Consider the following 15,935-nt stretch of genomic DNA (forward strand, 5'->3'; position numbering starts at 1 on the left):
AGCGGCCGCGCGCGCTGGCGCGGCACTTCGCCCCATTGTCAGACGCGCTCGACCGCGAGCGCAAGGCCCATGCCGACACCGATGCACAATGTGGCAAGTCCAAGCCTGCCGCCGCTTTTTTCGAGCTCGTGGACAAGCGTCATCGCGATGCGGGCGCCCGACATGCCCAGCGGGTGGCCGAGCGCAATCGCGCCGCCATTCGCGTTGACGTGCGGTGCGTCATCGGGAAGGCCGAGGCTGCGCAGCACGGCGAGCGCCTGGCTGGCAAAAGCCTCGTTGAGCTCGATCGCATCGAAGTCCTCGATCCCGAGACCAAGGCGCGCCATCAGCTTCTGCGACGCGGGCACCGGCCCGATACCCATGACACGTGGTTCAACCCCCGCGGCCGCCATGCCGAGGATGCGTGCGCGTGGCGTGAGGCCGTGCGCCCTCGCGGCAGCGGCGCTCGCGACGAACATGGCCGCTGCTCCGTCATTGATGCCCGAAGCATTTCCGGCAGTCACGGTTCCTTCCGGGCCGAAGAGCGGCTTCAGCGTCTGCAGCGCCTCGAGCGTCGTATCGGCACGCACATGCTCATCGACCGAGACGTCGATCGTCTCGCCCTTTTTCTTGCCCGGAACACGCACGGGAATGATCTCCTCACCATGAAAGCCTGAGCGTTGTGCGGCCGTCGCGCGTTGCTGGCTTCGCAGCGCAAATGCGTCCTGGTCGGCGCGACTGACACTGTAATCCGCGGCAATATTCTCACCCGTCCTCGGCATCGTCTCGGTGCCATAAAGGGCATCCAGCGCCGGATTGACGAACCGCCAGCCCATGGTCGTGTCCTCGATCCTCTGGTTGCGGCCGAAGGCGCCATCGGCCTTGCCCATGACGAGGGGCGCACGCGTCATGCTCTCGACGCCGCCGGCAATCGCCAGCGCCATCTCGTCCGTGCGGATGGCGCGCGCCAGCTGGCCTATTGCCTCCAGCCCCGATGCGCACAGGCGGTTGACCGTGACGCCCGGCACCGTGTCCGGAAGTCCCGCCAGCAACAGGCTCATCCGGGCAACATTGCGGTTATCCTCGCCCGACTGGTTCGCACAGCCATAGACGACCTCGTCGATCGCGGCCGGGTCGAGGCCGGGATTGCGCGCGATCAGCGACTGGATCGGAAGTGCGCCGAGATCGTCTGCACGCACGCTGGAAAGCGCACCGCCATAACGGCCAATGGGGGTACGCACCGCGTCGCAGATAAATGCTTCGGTCATGAAAGGCGCCTCTCACATGGAACAGGATTCAGCTGGTATATGCTACACCGCAGCGACCAAGCGAAAGACCCGTCATCTGGCGCAGGTCGTCAAGCGAGACGCCTTCGACCAGTTCGACGACGCTCGCGCCACCGCCACCAACGCTGAAGATGCCAAGGTCGGTGTAGACGCGCGATACGCATGCGAGGCCCGTGAGCGGGTAGGTGCAGGTCTCGACCAGCTTGCTTTGCCCTCGCCTGGTCAACAGCTCCATCATGACGAATGTCTGCCTGGCGCCGATCGCGAGATCCATCGCGCCGCCCACCGCCGGAATCGCGTCGGGCTCGCCGGTGTGCCAGTTGGCAAGATCGCCGTTCACCGACACCTGGAAGGCGCCCAGCACGCAGATGTCGATATGTCCGCCGCGCATCATCGCAAAGCTGTCGGCATGGTGGAAATAGCATCCGCCGCTCAACAGCGTCACCGGCTGCTTGCCCGCATTGATGAGTTCCGGGTCCTCTTCGCCGAGTGCCGGTGCGGGCCCCATGCCGAGAAGCCCGTTCTCGCTTTGCAGGAAGATTTCGCGGTTCCGGGGCAAATGGTCGGCGACCTTGGTCGGAAGCCCGATGCCCAGGTTCACATAGGAGCCTTCAGGAATGTCACGCGCGACGCGCGCGGCCATCTGGTCCCGGTCGAGGCGTTTCATGAAGCGTGTATCCCTTCAGGCGGTGGCCGCGTCCAAATCGGCGATGGCGGCTCCAGGCGTGATCTCGACGACGCGCTGGACGAAGATACCCGGCGTCACCACCACTTCCGGATCGAGACTTCCCAGCGGCACCAGTTCGGACACCTGTGCGATGGTGGTCCTGGCCGCCATCGCCATGATCGGCCCGAAATTGCGCGCGGTCTTTCGGTAGACCAGGTTGCCCCAGCGATCCCCTTTCGATGCCTTGATGAGCGCGAAGTCGGCATGGATCGGATATTCAAGAACATGGTCCCTGCCGTCGATCCGGCGCGTTTCCTTGCCTTGCGCCAAGAGCGTTCCAAAACCGGTAGGGGTGAAGATGGCGCCGAGTCCGGCACCGGCTGCATGAATGCGCGCGGCAAGGTTGCCCTGGGGCACCAGTTCGAGCTCGATCTCGCCGGCACGGTAGCGCGCGTCGAAATGATGCGAATCCGACTGGCGCGGGAAGGAGCAGATGATCTTGCGCACGCGCCCCGCCGCAATCAGCGCGGCGACACCGGTCTCCCCATTGCCCGCATTGTTGTTGATGATGGTGAGGTCACCGACATCACGCCGGATAAGGGCGTCGATCAGTTCATCGGGCATTCCGGCAGTGCCGAAGCCGCCGATCATGACCGAGGCGCCGTCAGATATGTCCGCTACCGCAACCTCGGCCGACACCGCCGCCTTGTCGATCACGCCACCCGCTCCCTTCCTGGATGCCATCACTCAATGCCGGGAGCCCGCAGCGAGAACGCTGTCGGGACCGAGCTCGGCCGGCACCGCGTAGCTGCGGTTCGCATAGATGAGCGGCTTGCCCGGCGTCGAAAGCTGCACAGCCTCCACGCTGCCGAAAAGCACGTGGTGCGTGCCGATCATCTGCTGATCGAGGAGGCGGCAATCAAAGGCGACGAGCGCGTCGGCGAGCATCGGCACACCTGTCTCGCTCCTCGTCCAGTGTGCGCAATCGAAGCGCCCTTCGCCGCGCTCGCCCAGGCGTCCCGCGAATGTGTCCGAAATGGCCGCCTGATTTTCGCGCAGCACATTCACGGCAAACACGCCATTGGCGATTATCGGCCCGGCACCCGAGCAAGCCTGGTTGATGCACACGAGCAGAACGGGTCTTGCGCCGTCTGCCGATACCGAGGTCATCGCGGATACGGTCACCCCCGCTTTCCCATGTGGACCATCGGTGGTGACGATGTTTACCGTCGATGCGGCAAGGCTCATGCCCTGCAGGAAATCGGATCGAATATCGGTCATGATGCGCCTGTCAGAAACGACGCTACCGCGTCATTGAACGTTGCAGCCTGCTCGACATTGCTGAGATGCGCTGCATCGAGGGTGACCAGCTTTGCCTCCGGTATCCGCCCTGCCAGGAGCTCGGCGTGTTCGGGCGGCGTCGCGGGGTCCTTCGCGCCTGCGATCACGAGCGAGCGCGCGCGAATGAGAGCCGCTACCTCTCTGAGGTCCATGTCGCGGATGGCCGCACAGCACCCGGCATAACCGCGGGCTTCGGTGGCAAGCAGGAGCGAGCGTACCCGTTCGACATCGGGGGCGCTCGATGTGCGAAACGCGGACGTGAACCACCGCTCGATAACCGGGTCGACCATGGGCTCCATGCCGTCGGCGAGCACGGTAGCAATGCGCGACGCCCAGCCGCCGGGAGGACCCATATAGGCCGATGTGTTGGCGAGAATGAGTCCGTCCAGCCGTTCGGGCGCCCTGTAGCCGAGCCATTGGCCCGTCATCCCGCCGAGCGAGACGCCTGCAAAGTGCACGCGATCGATTTCGAGATAATCGAGCAGCTCGATCACGTCGCGCCCCAGCCGGTCGAGCGAGTAATTGCCCGGCGGCACCGACGACGCGCCATGACCACGAGGGTCATAGCGCAGGATCGAGAATTGCGAGCCCAGGGCTTCGACCTGGGGATCGAACAAAGCCATTGCCGTTCCAAGCGAAGCCGAGAGCAGCAGGACCGGCTTTCCCTCGACGGGCCTGTAGTCGAACGCAATCGCGCAGCCGTCATCGGCCTGGAAATGGCGTGTCATTGTTCGCGCCCGCTCACGGTCATGCAGCAGCACGCGGGCGGCTCGAAAAATGCTGGTCATCGGCTGACTGCGCACGCTGCATCACGAAATCGAAGACGATTGCCGGATTGCCGCCGCTGCGATCGGGAATTGGCAACAGGCCGTCACGCGTCGCGAACGCGAAGTCGTCATGCGCATGAGGGTCGTCGCCGAAATTGATCTGCGTCGTGAGCGTGCGATAGCCCGGTGCCTCGATGAAGAAATGGATATGGGCCGGGCGGTCGCCATGCCTGCCGAGCAGCTTCATGAGCTGGTCGCACGCGCCTCCGGGCGGAACGCTATAGCCGCGCGGCATCCGCGAATGAAAGGCAAAGCGGCCATCTGCCCCAAGCCTGATCCGCCGCCGGTTGTTGAAGGGAGATTGCGCGGAAGTGGGGTCGAAATGCGAATAGAACCCCTTGGAGTTGGCATGCCAGACATGGAGGATCGCATCCTTCACCGGTTCGCCATCGGGCCCGAGGATCCGACCCGACATTGTCAGCTCCTCGACGTCGTCGGGATCGGTCGTCAGGTTCACGTCGTTGGTCCTGGACAGATCGCCCTCCACCAGCGGTGCTCCGGCGACATAGAGCGGCCCCTCGATCGTTCGCGGCGTTCCACCCGTACGCCCGGCTTCAGCGTCCTTGGCGTCGAGATGAAGGTCAAGAAAATGCTCGATGCCGATGCCGGGGATGATCAGTCCGAACTCACCAGCGCCTCGCCCCAGGAAATCGATCGCCTGCCAGAATTCGCCTTCCGATATGTCGTGCTTTTCGATGACGCCCATCGTCGCTTCGAGCACATCGCGCAATATGGCCTTCAGACGCGGATTTCCGCCGCTTTCCGTCAGCCCGCTCGCGCGGTCGAGCAGCGATTGCACGGCTGCGGTTTTGACAATGTCGGTCATGATCCTCTCTCTCGTTGCAAGGCGTGGTCAGTCGGTCGCGATGGCAGAAGGGTGCTGGCACAGTGCCGTCACCTTGACCTGCATGAAGGGAAAGAGCGGCAGGCCCGTCATCAGCTCGTGCAGTTCGCCGGCGTCGTTCACGTCGAAGATGCTGACATTCGCGTAGCGCCCGGCCACGCGCCAAAGGTGCCGCCATTTGCCGGAACGCTGAAGCTCTTCGGAGCGCGCCTTCTCGGTTGCCTTGAGTTCCTCGAAGCGAGCCTTGTCCACATCGTGGGGCACGATCACATCCATCTCGACCATGAACAGCATGGCGGTCTCCCTATTTCTGTCGTGAAAAATGCCTGAGCCGGTCGTGGTCCACACGAACCCCGAGACCCGCGCCGCCCGGCACTTCGATAGCGAAATCGCTGTAGCGAAGCGGCTCTTCGAGGATCTCCTCGGTCATCAGCAGGGGGCCGAACAATTCGCAGCCCCATTCCAGCGCGCCGAACGTGGCGAAGAGATGCGCAGAAGCCGCGGTGCCGACGCCACCCTCGAGCATCGTCCCGCCATAAAGCGCGATATTTGCGGCTGCTCCGATGGTGGCGACGTCACGCGCAGCAAACAGGCCGCCTGACTGGGTGATCTTCACCGAGAAGACATCGGCGGCGCCCAAGCTTGCGAAACGCCAGGCGCTTGCCGGCCCCGTCAACGCCTCGTCGGCCATCACCGCGATGCCGAACCTGTTGGCCAGCCACGCCATCCCGTCGACGTCATCGGCCCTGAGGGGTTGTTCGATGAGCGCCACGCCAGCGTCCTGGAGCCGCGCGATGCCATCCGCCGCCTGCGCACGCGTCCAATGTTGATTGACATCGACCCGGATCGAGGCTCGACCCTCGAGCGCCCTGGCGATCGCTGCAACATGCGCGCAATCCTCGGCTACCGAACGCCTGCCGATCTTGAGCTTGAAGATATTGTGGCGGCGCTGGGCGAGCATCGCCTCGCCCTCCTCGATATCGCGTCCGGTCTCGCCGCTCGCAAGCGTCCAGGCAACGGGGAGCTGGCTTCGAACGCGCCCACCCAGCAGCTCGGACATGGCTATCCCCCTGGCCTGGCCCAGGCCATCCAGGAGAGCGGTTTCGAGCGCGCATTTCGCGAACCTGTTGCCAACGACATGGCCTGAAAGCATGGCCATCACGGCTGCCGGCTGGTCGGCGTCGTGCCCAAGCAACAATGGAGCAAGATAGGTCTCGACCGCGAGCTTGATGCCTTCCGGACTTTCCTCGCCATAAGCGAGGCCCCCGATCGTGGTTGCTTCACCAACGCCCACAATGCCGTCGCTTCGCGTGACCAACAGAAGCACGACGGCCTGCGACATCATCGTCGCCATCGCGAGCACGTGCGGGCGTATCGTCGGAACGTCTGCAATGATGGCTTCGATGCGCTCGATCTTCGTCATGGGACCTCTGAATTGGCCCGGGAAATATGCCAGAGACCCGCAGAACGCGGTCGGCAATTAAACTCGTAACGATCATTCGCGATTCTAATGTCATGCCCGGGCGGACTTTCCGCCGCAGATGGCACGACCTTCTCGCGCGTGATGGATCGCATGGGTTCGAAGCAGGGTATCCGCGGCCTTGATCGCGCTTCTGCCCGATCGCTGCCTGCGAACGGTGCCGCGCATGAATGCCATGCACCAGCGACAGTTGATTTGCGCGCAGCCTGCAATGCCCGGTGGCAAACGGGCCTGAAGCAGTGCCGGTGCGGGGCAAACCGACGCACCGGCCCGCTCGATCATGTCCCGATCTTCAAGCTGCGCCAGCAGCGCCGGCAGCGGCCGGGCAAGCGATCAGGCACAGGAAGGCGGTCATGTCACCAGTGCCAGAGCGTTCCGTCCTCAAGACGGTTCACCGGCAGATAGGAAGGCTTGTAGGGATATTTGGCGGCGAGTGCCTCGTCGATCTCGACGCCATGCCCGGGCACGTCGCCCGGCAGCATATAGCCTTGCTCGAAGGAATAGGCGTGCGGGAAGACCGCATCGGTCGCCTCGGTATGTCGCATATATTCCTGCACGCCGAAATTGGGTGCCCATATGTCGAAGTGAAGCGCAGCACCCATGCAGACGGGCGACAGGTCGGTGGCGCCGTGGCAACCGGTCCGCACCTGGTACAGCGAGGCGAAGTCGGCCAGGCGGCGCAGATGCGTGATGCCGCCGGCGTGGACGACGGTCGCGCGAATATAATCGATCAGCTGGTTCTGGATGAGGTCCTTGGCATCCCAGATGCTGCTGAAGATCTCGCCGACCGCAAGCGGCGTCACGGTGTGCTGCCGGATCAGCCGGAATGCGTCCTGGTTCTCGGCTGGTGTCGCGTCTTCCATCCAGAAGAGACGGTAAGGCTCGAGCGTCTTGCCAAGTCGGCCGGCTTCGATCGGGGTCAGGCGGTGATGAACGTCGTGCAGCAGGTGATGCTCGAAACCGAAGCGCTCGCGCAGTTTGTCGAACAGCTTTGGCACGTGATCGAGATATTTCTCGGTCGACCAGATATTCTCGGTCGGGAGCGCGCCGTCGGCGGGCTCGTAGAACATCTTGTCGTGCGAAACGCCATAGGTGGAGGCAAGTCCGGGGACTCCCGATTGCGCCCGGATGGCCCTGTAGCCCATCTCGATATAGCGCTGGACCTCGTCCGAGGTCTCTTCGATGTCGCGTCCGTTGGCATGGCCATAGACCATGACCTTGTCGCGGCTGCGGCCTCCAAGCAGCTGGTAGAGCGGCAGCCCCGCCGCCTTGGCCTTGATGTCCCACAACGCAGTGTCGACAGCAGCGATGGCGGTCATCGTCACCGGGCCACGCCGCCAATAGGCTCCGCGATAGAGATAATGCCAAATGTCCTCGATGCGATGCGCGTCGCGGCCGATCAGGCAGGGAATGACGTGATCGTTGAGATACGACGCGACAGCCAGTTCGCGGCCGTTGAGCGTCGCGTCGCCAATTCCCGTGAGCCCCTGGTCGGTCTCGATCTTGAGCGTCACGAAATTGCGGTCTGGGCAAGTGACGATGACGCGTGCCGCCTTGATTTTCACTATGGGGATCCTCGTACAAAGATGGCGATCCGCGGAGCTATTGCCTTTTGCCCGGAGCGGCGCAAACAGACGTTTGTGATCGGTTCCATGAGCCGAGTTAATTGATGCCGGAAGGATTGAGATGAGCCGCAAGCTGCCTCCGCTGCTGGGCCTGCGCGTGTTCGAGTGCGTTGCGCGCCACCTGAGCTTCACCAAGGCAGCGGACGAACTGTGCGTGACACAGGCCGCGGTCAGCCACCAGATCAAGGCGCTCGAGGACTGGCTGGGAGCCCCGCTGTTCCAGCGGCTCAGCCGCACCATAAAGCTGACCGATGTTGGCGAGAGCCTTGTCGGTCCGCTCGGCCGGGCGCTCGACATCATGGCCCAGGCGACCAGCGAAGCGCTGGAGCGCGACCAGGTCACGCCGCTGACTGTCGCGACCTTCGATTCCTTCTCGGCCGCCTGGATCATCCCCCGCCTGTCGCGTTTTCGCGAACGCTTCCCCGAGATCGACATCCGCTTCATTGCCAAGCGACAGGAGGATGACGCGCTATCAAGCGGCGATGCAGACCTCGAGATCCGTTACGGCAATGGCGCCTGGCCGAACCTCCAGGTCGAAAGACTGATGAGCGAAAGCGTGCTGCCGGTATGCAGCCCGGAACTTCTTGAACGCTATGGAAAGCCCGACTCGCTCGCCGATATCGCCCGTCTTCCCTTGCTGCATGACGTGTTCAGCGTCGACTGGGCCGAGTTTCTCAATCATTTCGGCGTGCGCGGGATCAATGTGCGGCGCGGCTTCGGCTTCAGCCACTCACATCTGGTGAAGCAGGCCTGTCTTGCTGGCCACGGCATCGCACTGGGCCGCTGGCCGCTGGTCGTCGAGGAAGTGCAGCGCGGTGAGCTGGTCTGCCCCTTCGAGGAGAAACTGATGCTCGACGATGCCTATTATGTCGTTTGCCGCAAAAGTGTCTCGGACGAGGCCAACGTCAAGGCATTCGCCTATTGGCTACTCGACGAGGCAGAGCTCTTCGTCAGCCAGTCCGCACCATTACCGACTTGAATTCGGTGAAGGCCTCGAGACCGGCAAAGCCGTGCTCGCGACCCTGGCCAGACTGCTTCATCCCCCCGATCGGCATGGCCAGCTCAGGGATTCCGTGGCTGTTGACCCAGACGATCCCGGCACGCAGCTCCGCCGCCATTTTGTGCGCGCGCCCGACATCGCGCGTCCAGACGCTGGCCGCCAGGCCATAATCGGATCCGTTTGCGAGGTGGAGCGCCTCGGCTTCGCCATCGAACGGGATCACCGTGACGACCGGGCCAAAGACTTCGCTCTGTACGATCTCGCTTCCCTGGTCGGCGTCGACAAGAATTGTCGGCTCATAGAAGAATCCGGGGCCATCGCGCATCGCGCCACCGGTGACGGCTTTCGCGCCGGCAGTGACTGCACGCTCGACGAAGCCGTCGACATTTCGCCTGTGGGCCGCACTGATCAGCGGTCCCATCTGCGTTTCGGGTGCGAATCCCGATCCAAGCTTCAATGCCCGCGCATGCCCTGCCAACCCTGCGACGACATCCCCATAGGCGGCACGCTCGACATAGAGCCGTGACCCGGCGACACAGACCTGTCCGGCATTGCCGAAAATGGCGTCGGCGGCGCCCGCAATCGCCCCTGGAAGATCGGCGTCGGCAAAGAGCAGCACGGGCGATTTTCCGCCCAGTTCGAGCGACAGCCGCTTGAGGCTGCCTCCGGCCTGCGTCATCAATTGCCGCCCGACCGCGGTCGAACCGGTAAAGGAGATCTTGGCGACTGCAGGGTGGCGCACCAATGCTTGCCCGAGCTCTCGCCCGTCACCTGGCAGGACTGCGACCACGCCCTCGGGCACGCCCGCCTCGAGCGCAAGGGCTGCAAGGTGGAGGGTCGTGAAGGGCGTCAGCTCGGACGGCTTGATGATCGCCGAGCAGCCCGCGGCGAGTGCGGGCGCGAGTTTCCACGCCGCCATCACCAGCGGTCCGTTCCACGGTGCGATCAGTGCTGCCACACCTGCAGGCTCGCGGCGGCCATAGCCGAGAAAGCTCTGGCCCGGGACCGACGGATCGAAGGTGCCGCCATCGATCTTCGTCACCCATCCGGCGTAATAACGGAATGTCTCGGCCGCAGCTGCAACCTCGCCGTGCAGCGCGGCGCCAAAGAGTTTGCCGCCGTTCAACGTCTCGAGTTCAGCCAGGAGTTCGCGGTCCCGCTCGATCAGGTCGGCGACGCGCAGCAGGATACGCTGCCGTTCGGCAGGGGTCTTGCCCCGCCACCTCTTGTCATCAAAGGCGGCCGAGGCCTGGGCAACGGCTTTCTCCACGTCGGCCGCATCTGCTGCATGCGCCTCGCCAAAAGGCTCGCCGGTCACAGGATCAATGCCGACGAGCGGTGCCCCCTTTCCCTCGAGCCAGGCAGCGCCGATCAGATAGGGGCGCGGCGCGGCCAGGAAGGCTCGGGTTGCCTCAGTGAGCGGGTATCCCCTGGTCATCAGCGAATATAGTCCTGCAGCGCTGCGATCACGCGATCATTCTGCTGCGGCCGGCCGATCGAAATCCTGAGCCAGGCCTCGGGTCCGGTATTGACCGGGCGAGGAATGATCCCCTGCGATTCGAGATGTTGCGCAGCGCCCACCGGATCGCGTCCTGTCATGGGAAAACGGATGAGGTAGAAGTTGGCGGCCGACGGCACCACCTCGATCCCGAACCCTGTGAGCGCGGTCGAGATGCGCGCGAACTCGGTGCGGTTTTCTTCGCGCACCATCTCTGCATATTCCGTGTCGCGAACCGCCGCCTCGGCGGCAGCAAGTGCGGCAGCGTTGGCATTGAAGGGCGTGCGGATGCGCTGGACCATGTCGATGATCGCTGTGGGCGCGTACATCCAGCCGATGCGAAGTCCGGCCAGGCCGTAAAGCTTCGAGAAAGTGCGCGTCATCACGACATTCTCATTGGGCCCGACCAGCGTCGCACCGGCCTCATAGTCAGGCGCCTCGACATAATCGGCATAGGCACTGTCGAGATGCAGGATGACGTCGCCGGGAAGTCCCGCGTGAAGCCTGAGCAACTCGTCGCGCGGCAGGTACTGGCCGACGGGATTATTGGGGCTTGCTATGACCACCATCTTCGTCGCAGGGGTGAGCGCGGCGAGCAATGCGTCAACATCGGGTCGAAGCTGCGGCTCGGCAACGCTGACCGCGTTCGCCCCCTGCGCGATCGCATGAACGAAGGCCATGGCGAAACTGTACTGGCTGATGACGACGTCGTCTCCGGGACCGACATAGGCGCGGATCAGCAACTGGATGAGTTCGTCCGAGCCATTGCCGCAGACGATGCGATCGGCATCGAGCCCGTGCACCTCGCCAATGGCCGCACGAAGCGCCTGTTGCGAGCCGTCGGGATAAAGGTGCAGGCATTTGGAGCAGGCCTGATAGGCCGCGATCGCCCTGGGGCTCGGCCCGAGCATCGACTCGTTGGACGACAGCTTCAGTGGCTCGGCGACATCGCTCAGCGTTGCCTTGCCCTGGCGATAAGGCGCGAGCCCCGCGATACCTGGGAGAGGCAAGGGCAACGCATGTGCGTCGGTACGCGATTGCGGTTTGGGCATCATTTCATCTCTCTCAGGCAACATCGAACACGGGAGGGCGAATGATGAAGGGCCATGGTGATGCCATGTCGCCGCATGGCACCTCGATGAGCGCGGGTTCGTTGCGATCAAGCGCGGCAACGATCGCTGCCTGCAGCGCATCAGGGCTCGTCACGCGCTCGGCGCGGATGCCGAAGCTCTCCGCGAACTTTACGAAATCGGGATTCTTCAGGTCGGATGCGATCAGGCGCCCACCGAACCATTCCTTCTGCTGGCGCTGCACATTCTGGAACTTGTTGTTGTTGAACAGCACCGTCACGAGCGCGATTCCATGCTGCGCGGCCGTCGCCATCTCGTTGGCCGTGAACAGGAAACCGCCATCGCCCACGACATTGACCACCGCCTTGTCGGGGTGTGCCGCCTTGACGCCAAGCGCAGTCGCATAGCCGTAGCCCAGCGTGCCCTGGTAGCCGCAGGTGACGATATGGCGCGGTTCGTACACGGGAAAGCTGTACCACGAGGTGTATCCGACCTGAGTGATTTCATCGACGAAATAGCCATCGTCGGGAAGGGCCGCGCGGATGGCGGCAAGATAGGATGCCTGTGGCTGGACACGCGCTGCAACATCGCCGCGGACGCGCGCCGCAAGCTCGGTCAACTCGTCCTCGCGTGACGCACGCAGGTCGATGACGCGACCGAGCTTCTCGACCAGCGCGGGGACCGCATCGGCTGCATCGGCATGAATGGCAACGGCAGGGACCGCGATCCGGTCGAGCTCTTCCGCATCGATGTCGATGCGGATCACCTTCATGTGCGCGGGCACCTTCCAGTAGAGATATTGCTGCTCCATCCGGCTGCCGATGCCGATCACGACATCGGCGTGCTTCCACAGGTCATAGCCTGCCGGGAACATCTGCGAGAGATGCGAGCGATCGGAAACGACGCCGCGACCGCTGCGAAAGGCCACCACCGGCGCCTGCAGCATAGCCGCAAGCTGCTCGAGCGCCTCGCCGGCGGCAATCGCACCACCGCCCGCGATGATCAGCGGGTTGCGCGCATTCTTGAGCAAGGCGACGGCAGCCGCGATCGCATCCTCGTCGAGCGACGGCGCCTGATCGCGAGCGGCCGCCGGAAGCAGCTCGACCGCCCCTTTTGCGCCCATCACATCCATGGGCATTTCAAGGCTCACCGGCCGCGGACGGCCGCTCAGCATCTGCGTAAACCCCTGGTTGACGAGGCCGGGCGCCGATTCAGGCGTCATCGCGCGATCGGCCCATTTCGTGAGCGTGCGCATTGTCGCAAGCTGGTCGGGCAGTTCGTGCAGATAGCCGATCCCCTTGCCGATGCCTTCGCTTGGAATCTGGCCCGTCAGGCAGAATACCGGCGCATTGGTGGCATAGGCCGAGCACAGGGCTGCCGTCGTGTTGAGCACGCCCGGCCCGGGAACGACCGTATAGACGCCCGGCTTTCCCGTGGATCGGGCATAGCCGAATGCCATATAGGCAGCCCCTTGTTCATGACGCGTGCTGAACAGGCGCAGCTTGTCGCCGGCATTGTACATGGCGTCAAAAAAATGATCGAGCTGGCCACCGGGCAGGCCGAAGATAGTATCCACGCCATTGGCCATCATCTGGCCCAATATGGCCTCTGCCCCACTCATCGACATATTCACGCCTCGCTCAGCTTTTTTTCCGAATTTCCGGGAAATGCCTGTAGAAACCCGGAGCGGGTGGCAATTGAATGAAACTGGTGATGGTCATTAGATCGCTTGATGTACAAGCGCGCGCTGCGTCTCTCCGATTAGTATGGATTATGATCGCTATCAGTAACGTTCGTTTGAACGCACACTCGGCCTGCCCCGATAGTCTGTCACGAAAGGGCAACAAAGCCCCGCGTCATCCTGAGGTGATGGTGGCGCGCAGACCTGTCGTTTGGGGAGAGCAAATAATGCGCGCCACGTACCGGGCCGTTCTCATGGTAGCAACTTCAGTTGCGGCGCTGGCGCCGATCACGGCCGCATTCGGCCAGGATCAGGCGATGGCGCCCGCCGCAACCAGCAATGAGGCTGCGAGCAGCGACGAGATTGTCGTCACCGCGCAGCGTCGCGAGCAGAATCTGCGCGATGTGCCGATCAGCATCTCCGCCTTTTCCGCAGAGACTCTGGAAAAGGCCAATGTCTCTGAAGCAAAGGACTATCTGGCCTTCGCACCGAACGTATCGTTCAGCGAAGACGGTGAGACCGGCAACCGCTCGATCAACATTTCAATCCGCGGCGTCAGCAATCTCGATCTCGGCGAGGCGTCAACACAGCAGTCGATTGGCTATTATCTCGACGAGCTCAGCGTCGGCTCTACCGCCAATGGCACTTACAACCCCCCGATGCTGGACATCGAACGCGTCGAAGTTCTGCGTGGGCCCCAGGGTACGTTTTTCGGTCGTAATGCTTCGGGTGGTGCCCTCAACATCACGACCAAGAAGCCGGACGAAAACCTCTACGCGGAGGCAGGTGCCGAATATTCGAGCTTCGACAGCTATCAGCTGCATGGCATCATCAATCTGCCCATAACGGAAGGCCTCTACTTCCGTGGCCTGGGATCGTGGGACAAGAGCGATGGACTGGTCGAGAACATCAATCCCAACGGCACCAAGAACAGCGGATATGAGTACTGGAATTTCCGGGGCGCGCTGCGCGCGCTGCCAACGGACAATGTCACGATAGACCTGTCGGCGGCATATACCGATGAAGATGAAGGCCTGGACGCCACCGTACCGTCGGGTGTCCTCGATCTCGATACCAAGAGCATCTTCGGTCCGGATTTCCAGGCAATTCCCGATGGTGTGGGATTCTATCCGGAAAACCAGCGGCGCGTGAACCACAACGCTCCGGAATATAATCGAAACAGCTTCCTGCTGCTGAACGGCCGCGTCTCGGTCGATTTCGACGGATTCGCGTTGCGATCGGTCACTGGATACATCGACAGCAAGAACCGCCGCTTCTTCGATCAGGACAACATCTCGGCAGACGCCATCAACCGCCAGAACCGAAACGATGGCGAGTCCTTCAGCCAGGAACTACGCCTGCAATCGACCGGCGATCGCAAACTCGACTGGGTGGTCGGCGGCCTCTACGCCAACGATCGGATCCGCCAGTTCAACAGCATCCGCGCTGGCGCTGACACCACATATACCGATCCGGTCACAGGGGAAGTGATCGGCCTGCTGCCGCCTATTCCCGAAGGCTTCCGGATCAACGAGAACAACAAGATATTCAAGACCGAGAGCCTGGCCGCTTTCGCCGACCTGACACTGAACCTTGATCGCGTCCACCTCACCGTCGGAGGGCGCTACACGCACGACAAGATCACCAACAGCGCGTTCGACGTCTTTGCCTTTGAATCACCCGTTCCGGATATTGCCGGCAGCGCCAGTTTCGACGATTTCTCGCCTCGCGCTGTCGTTCGTTATGAATTTGACGAGAACGACAATATCTATGCGACTGTTTCCAAGGGCTACAAGGCCGGCGGCGTCGATATCAATTCCGGCATCGTATCGAAATTCAAGCCCGAGACACTGTGGAATTACGAAGTCGGCATCAAGGGCTCAGCGCTCGACCATAGCCTTCAGTACAGCCTGTCAGCATTCTACCTGAAATGGTCGAATCTTCAGGTTCAGACCAACTACCTGCTTGACCCGAGCGACATCAGCTCGGCGGTGGAACTGACGCAGAATGCGGCCGAAGCCTCCAACAAGGGTTTCGAGTTCGAGCTTCAGGCCCGACTGTCGCCGGAGTTCCGCGCCCAGGTCGCATTCGGTTATCTGGACAGCAAGTTCGACAGCTTCCCGGATGCCGTACTGGCTGGAGGGAATCGGGTGGATCTGACGGGCAAGCGTCTGCCCAAGACACCTGAGTTCACGGTTAGCACGGCACTCGACTACGAACATGATCTCGATGGCGACCTGAGCGTCTATGGACGCGCCGAACTCAATTTCCGCTCCTCGGCGCCTGGCGACCTTGAAGGCGTTGCCGCCTCCGAGCTCGGACTGCCGCGCTTTCCCTACGTGCCGCCGGCATATGCGGTGGTCAATCTGCGCCTTGGTCTGACAGGAAACCGGTTTGAACTGGGCGCCTATGTCGAGAACCTGACCGAAACCGATTATTATACCGGCACGCAGGACAATTTCGGCCTCAGCGGAATCCGGCTGCGTCCGCACCCGCGGGTATGGGGTATTACGGGGAAAGTGAAGTTCGGCAGCTAGTAGAGGGACATGTCGAGGCGATGGCGGCCACCGGGTCGTTGTCGCCTCTTCCATGTTCGGCCTGGAGACGCCGCCCGAGGATTGCCGAAATCCAGGCTCG

At 62.7% G+C, this 15,935-nt stretch carries 14 protein-coding genes; 2 read left to right on the forward strand and 12 right to left on the reverse strand.

Annotated features, from left to right (window positions below; all coding sequences use genetic code 11):
• Nucleotides 1-38: 38 nt before the first annotated feature.
• The 9 genes from pcaF to manD all read right to left on the reverse strand — a co-directional run bounded on the left by pcaF (nt 39) and on the right by manD (nt 7,989).
• A complete protein-coding gene (gene pcaF, locus MKI88_RS15000) occupies nt 39-1,247 on the reverse strand; it encodes a 3-oxoadipyl-CoA thiolase (RefSeq protein ID WP_241632204.1) in 1,209 nt (402 codons plus the stop codon).
• A gap of 28 nt (nt 1,248-1,275) precedes the next feature.
• Nucleotides 1,276-1,932: a 3-oxoacid CoA-transferase subunit B gene (locus MKI88_RS15005; RefSeq protein ID WP_241632205.1), complete on the reverse strand. Its 657-nt coding sequence runs from the start codon at nt 1,930-1,932 to the stop codon at nt 1,276-1,278.
• 15 nt (nt 1,933-1,947) lie between these two features.
• Nucleotides 1,948-2,676 (reverse strand): 3-oxoacid CoA-transferase subunit A, encoded by a 729-nt coding sequence (locus MKI88_RS15010; protein ID WP_407073361.1) that lies wholly within the window; start codon nt 2,674-2,676, stop codon nt 1,948-1,950.
• Between the two features lie 3 nt (nt 2,677-2,679).
• On the reverse strand, nt 2,680-3,213 hold the full coding sequence (locus tag MKI88_RS15015) for a flavin reductase family protein (RefSeq protein ID WP_241632206.1): 534 nt from the start codon (nt 3,211-3,213) through the stop codon (nt 2,680-2,682).
• Nucleotides 3,210-4,001: a 3-oxoadipate enol-lactonase gene (gene pcaD / locus MKI88_RS15020; RefSeq protein ID WP_241632207.1), complete on the reverse strand. Its 792-nt coding sequence runs from the start codon at nt 3,999-4,001 to the stop codon at nt 3,210-3,212. Before pcaD ends, MKI88_RS15015 begins: the two co-directional genes overlap by 4 nt.
• 19 nt (nt 4,002-4,020) lie before the next feature.
• Nucleotides 4,021-4,929 carry a dioxygenase gene (locus tag MKI88_RS15025; RefSeq protein ID WP_241632234.1) on the reverse strand — a complete coding sequence of 303 codons (909 nt, stop codon included), beginning with the start codon at nt 4,927-4,929 and terminating at the stop codon, nt 4,021-4,023.
• Between the two features lie 24 nt (nt 4,930-4,953).
• The gene (gene catC, locus MKI88_RS15030; protein ID WP_241632208.1) at nt 4,954-5,238 is read right to left on the reverse strand and encodes a muconolactone Delta-isomerase; all 285 of its coding nucleotides are present in this window, start codon (nt 5,236-5,238) and stop codon (nt 4,954-4,956) included.
• Between the two features lie 10 nt (nt 5,239-5,248).
• Entirely contained in the window at nt 5,249-6,367 is a 1,119-nt protein-coding gene (locus MKI88_RS15035; protein ID WP_241632209.1) for a muconate cycloisomerase family protein, read from the reverse strand.
• Nucleotides 6,368-6,780: 413 nt separating this feature from the next.
• Nucleotides 6,781-7,989 carry a D-mannonate dehydratase ManD gene (manD, locus tag MKI88_RS15040; protein WP_241632210.1) on the reverse strand — a complete coding sequence of 403 codons (1,209 nt, stop codon included), beginning with the start codon at nt 7,987-7,989 and terminating at the stop codon, nt 6,781-6,783.
• A gap of 121 nt (nt 7,990-8,110) precedes the next feature.
• On the opposite strand from manD, the gene gcvA reads away from it, so the two are divergent.
• The gene (gene gcvA / locus MKI88_RS15045) at nt 8,111-9,028 is read left to right on the forward strand and encodes a transcriptional regulator GcvA (RefSeq protein ID WP_241632211.1); all 918 of its coding nucleotides are present in this window, start codon (nt 8,111-8,113) and stop codon (nt 9,026-9,028) included.
• Here the strand turns inward: gcvA and MKI88_RS15050 are convergent.
• The 3 genes from MKI88_RS15050 to MKI88_RS15060 are packed head-to-tail and all read right to left on the reverse strand — an operon-like array spanning nt 9,000 to nt 13,244.
• Complete coding sequence (locus tag MKI88_RS15050) at nt 9,000-10,487, reverse strand: aldehyde dehydrogenase (protein ID WP_241632212.1); 1,488 nt, start codon at nt 10,485-10,487, stop codon at nt 9,000-9,002. The genes gcvA and MKI88_RS15050 overlap by 29 nt on opposite strands.
• A complete protein-coding gene (locus MKI88_RS15055; RefSeq protein ID WP_241632213.1) occupies nt 10,487-11,602 on the reverse strand; it encodes a histidinol-phosphate transaminase in 1,116 nt (371 codons plus the stop codon). Before MKI88_RS15055 ends, MKI88_RS15050 begins: the two co-directional genes overlap by 1 nt.
• A gap of 10 nt (nt 11,603-11,612) precedes the next feature.
• The gene (locus tag MKI88_RS15060; protein ID WP_241632214.1) at nt 11,613-13,244 is read right to left on the reverse strand and encodes a thiamine pyrophosphate-dependent enzyme; all 1,632 of its coding nucleotides are present in this window, start codon (nt 13,242-13,244) and stop codon (nt 11,613-11,615) included.
• 146 nt (nt 13,245-13,390) lie between these two features.
• Here MKI88_RS15060 and MKI88_RS15065 point away from each other — a divergent pair, with 146 nt between their 5' ends.
• The gene (locus MKI88_RS15065; RefSeq protein WP_241632215.1) at nt 13,391-15,835 is read left to right on the forward strand and encodes a TonB-dependent receptor; all 2,445 of its coding nucleotides are present in this window, start codon (nt 13,391-13,393) and stop codon (nt 15,833-15,835) included.
• Nucleotides 15,836-15,935 lie beyond the last annotated feature (100 nt).

The organism is Sphingomonas sp. LaA6.9, from assembly GCF_022601895.1.
Lineage (GTDB): Bacteria > Pseudomonadota > Alphaproteobacteria > Sphingomonadales > Sphingomonadaceae > Sphingobium_A.

Excerpts from the sequence above, each read along its gene's own strand:
- pcaD (WP_241632207.1), bottom strand. The coding sequence starts at position 4,001 with ATGACACGCCATTTCCAGGCCGATGACGGCTGCGCGATTGCGTTCGAC.
- MKI88_RS15065 (WP_241632215.1), top strand. The coding sequence starts at position 13,391 with ATGATCGCTATCAGTAACGTTCGTTTGAACGCACACTCGGCCTGCCCC.
- catC (WP_241632208.1), bottom strand. The coding sequence starts at position 5,238 with ATGCTGTTCATGGTCGAGATGGATGTGATCGTGCCCCACGATGTGGAC.
- gcvA (WP_241632211.1), top strand. The coding sequence starts at position 8,111 with ATGAGCCGCAAGCTGCCTCCGCTGCTGGGCCTGCGCGTGTTCGAGTGC.
- MKI88_RS15010 (WP_407073361.1), bottom strand. The coding sequence starts at position 2,676 with ATGGCATCCAGGAAGGGAGCGGGTGGCGTGATCGACAAGGCGGCGGTG.
- MKI88_RS15050 (WP_241632212.1), bottom strand. The coding sequence starts at position 10,487 with ATGACCAGGGGATACCCGCTCACTGAGGCAACCCGAGCCTTCCTGGCC.
- MKI88_RS15005 (WP_241632205.1), bottom strand. The coding sequence starts at position 1,932 with ATGAAACGCCTCGACCGGGACCAGATGGCCGCGCGCGTCGCGCGTGAC.
- MKI88_RS15015 (WP_241632206.1), bottom strand. The coding sequence starts at position 3,213 with ATGACCGATATTCGATCCGATTTCCTGCAGGGCATGAGCCTTGCCGCA.
- MKI88_RS15055 (WP_241632213.1), bottom strand. The coding sequence starts at position 11,602 with ATGATGCCCAAACCGCAATCGCGTACCGACGCACATGCGTTGCCCTTG.
- MKI88_RS15060 (WP_241632214.1), bottom strand. The coding sequence starts at position 13,244 with ATGTCGATGAGTGGGGCAGAGGCCATATTGGGCCAGATGATGGCCAAT.
- MKI88_RS15035 (WP_241632209.1), bottom strand. The coding sequence starts at position 6,367 with ATGACGAAGATCGAGCGCATCGAAGCCATCATTGCAGACGTTCCGACG.
- pcaF (WP_241632204.1), bottom strand. The coding sequence starts at position 1,247 with ATGACCGAAGCATTTATCTGCGACGCGGTGCGTACCCCCATTGGCCGT.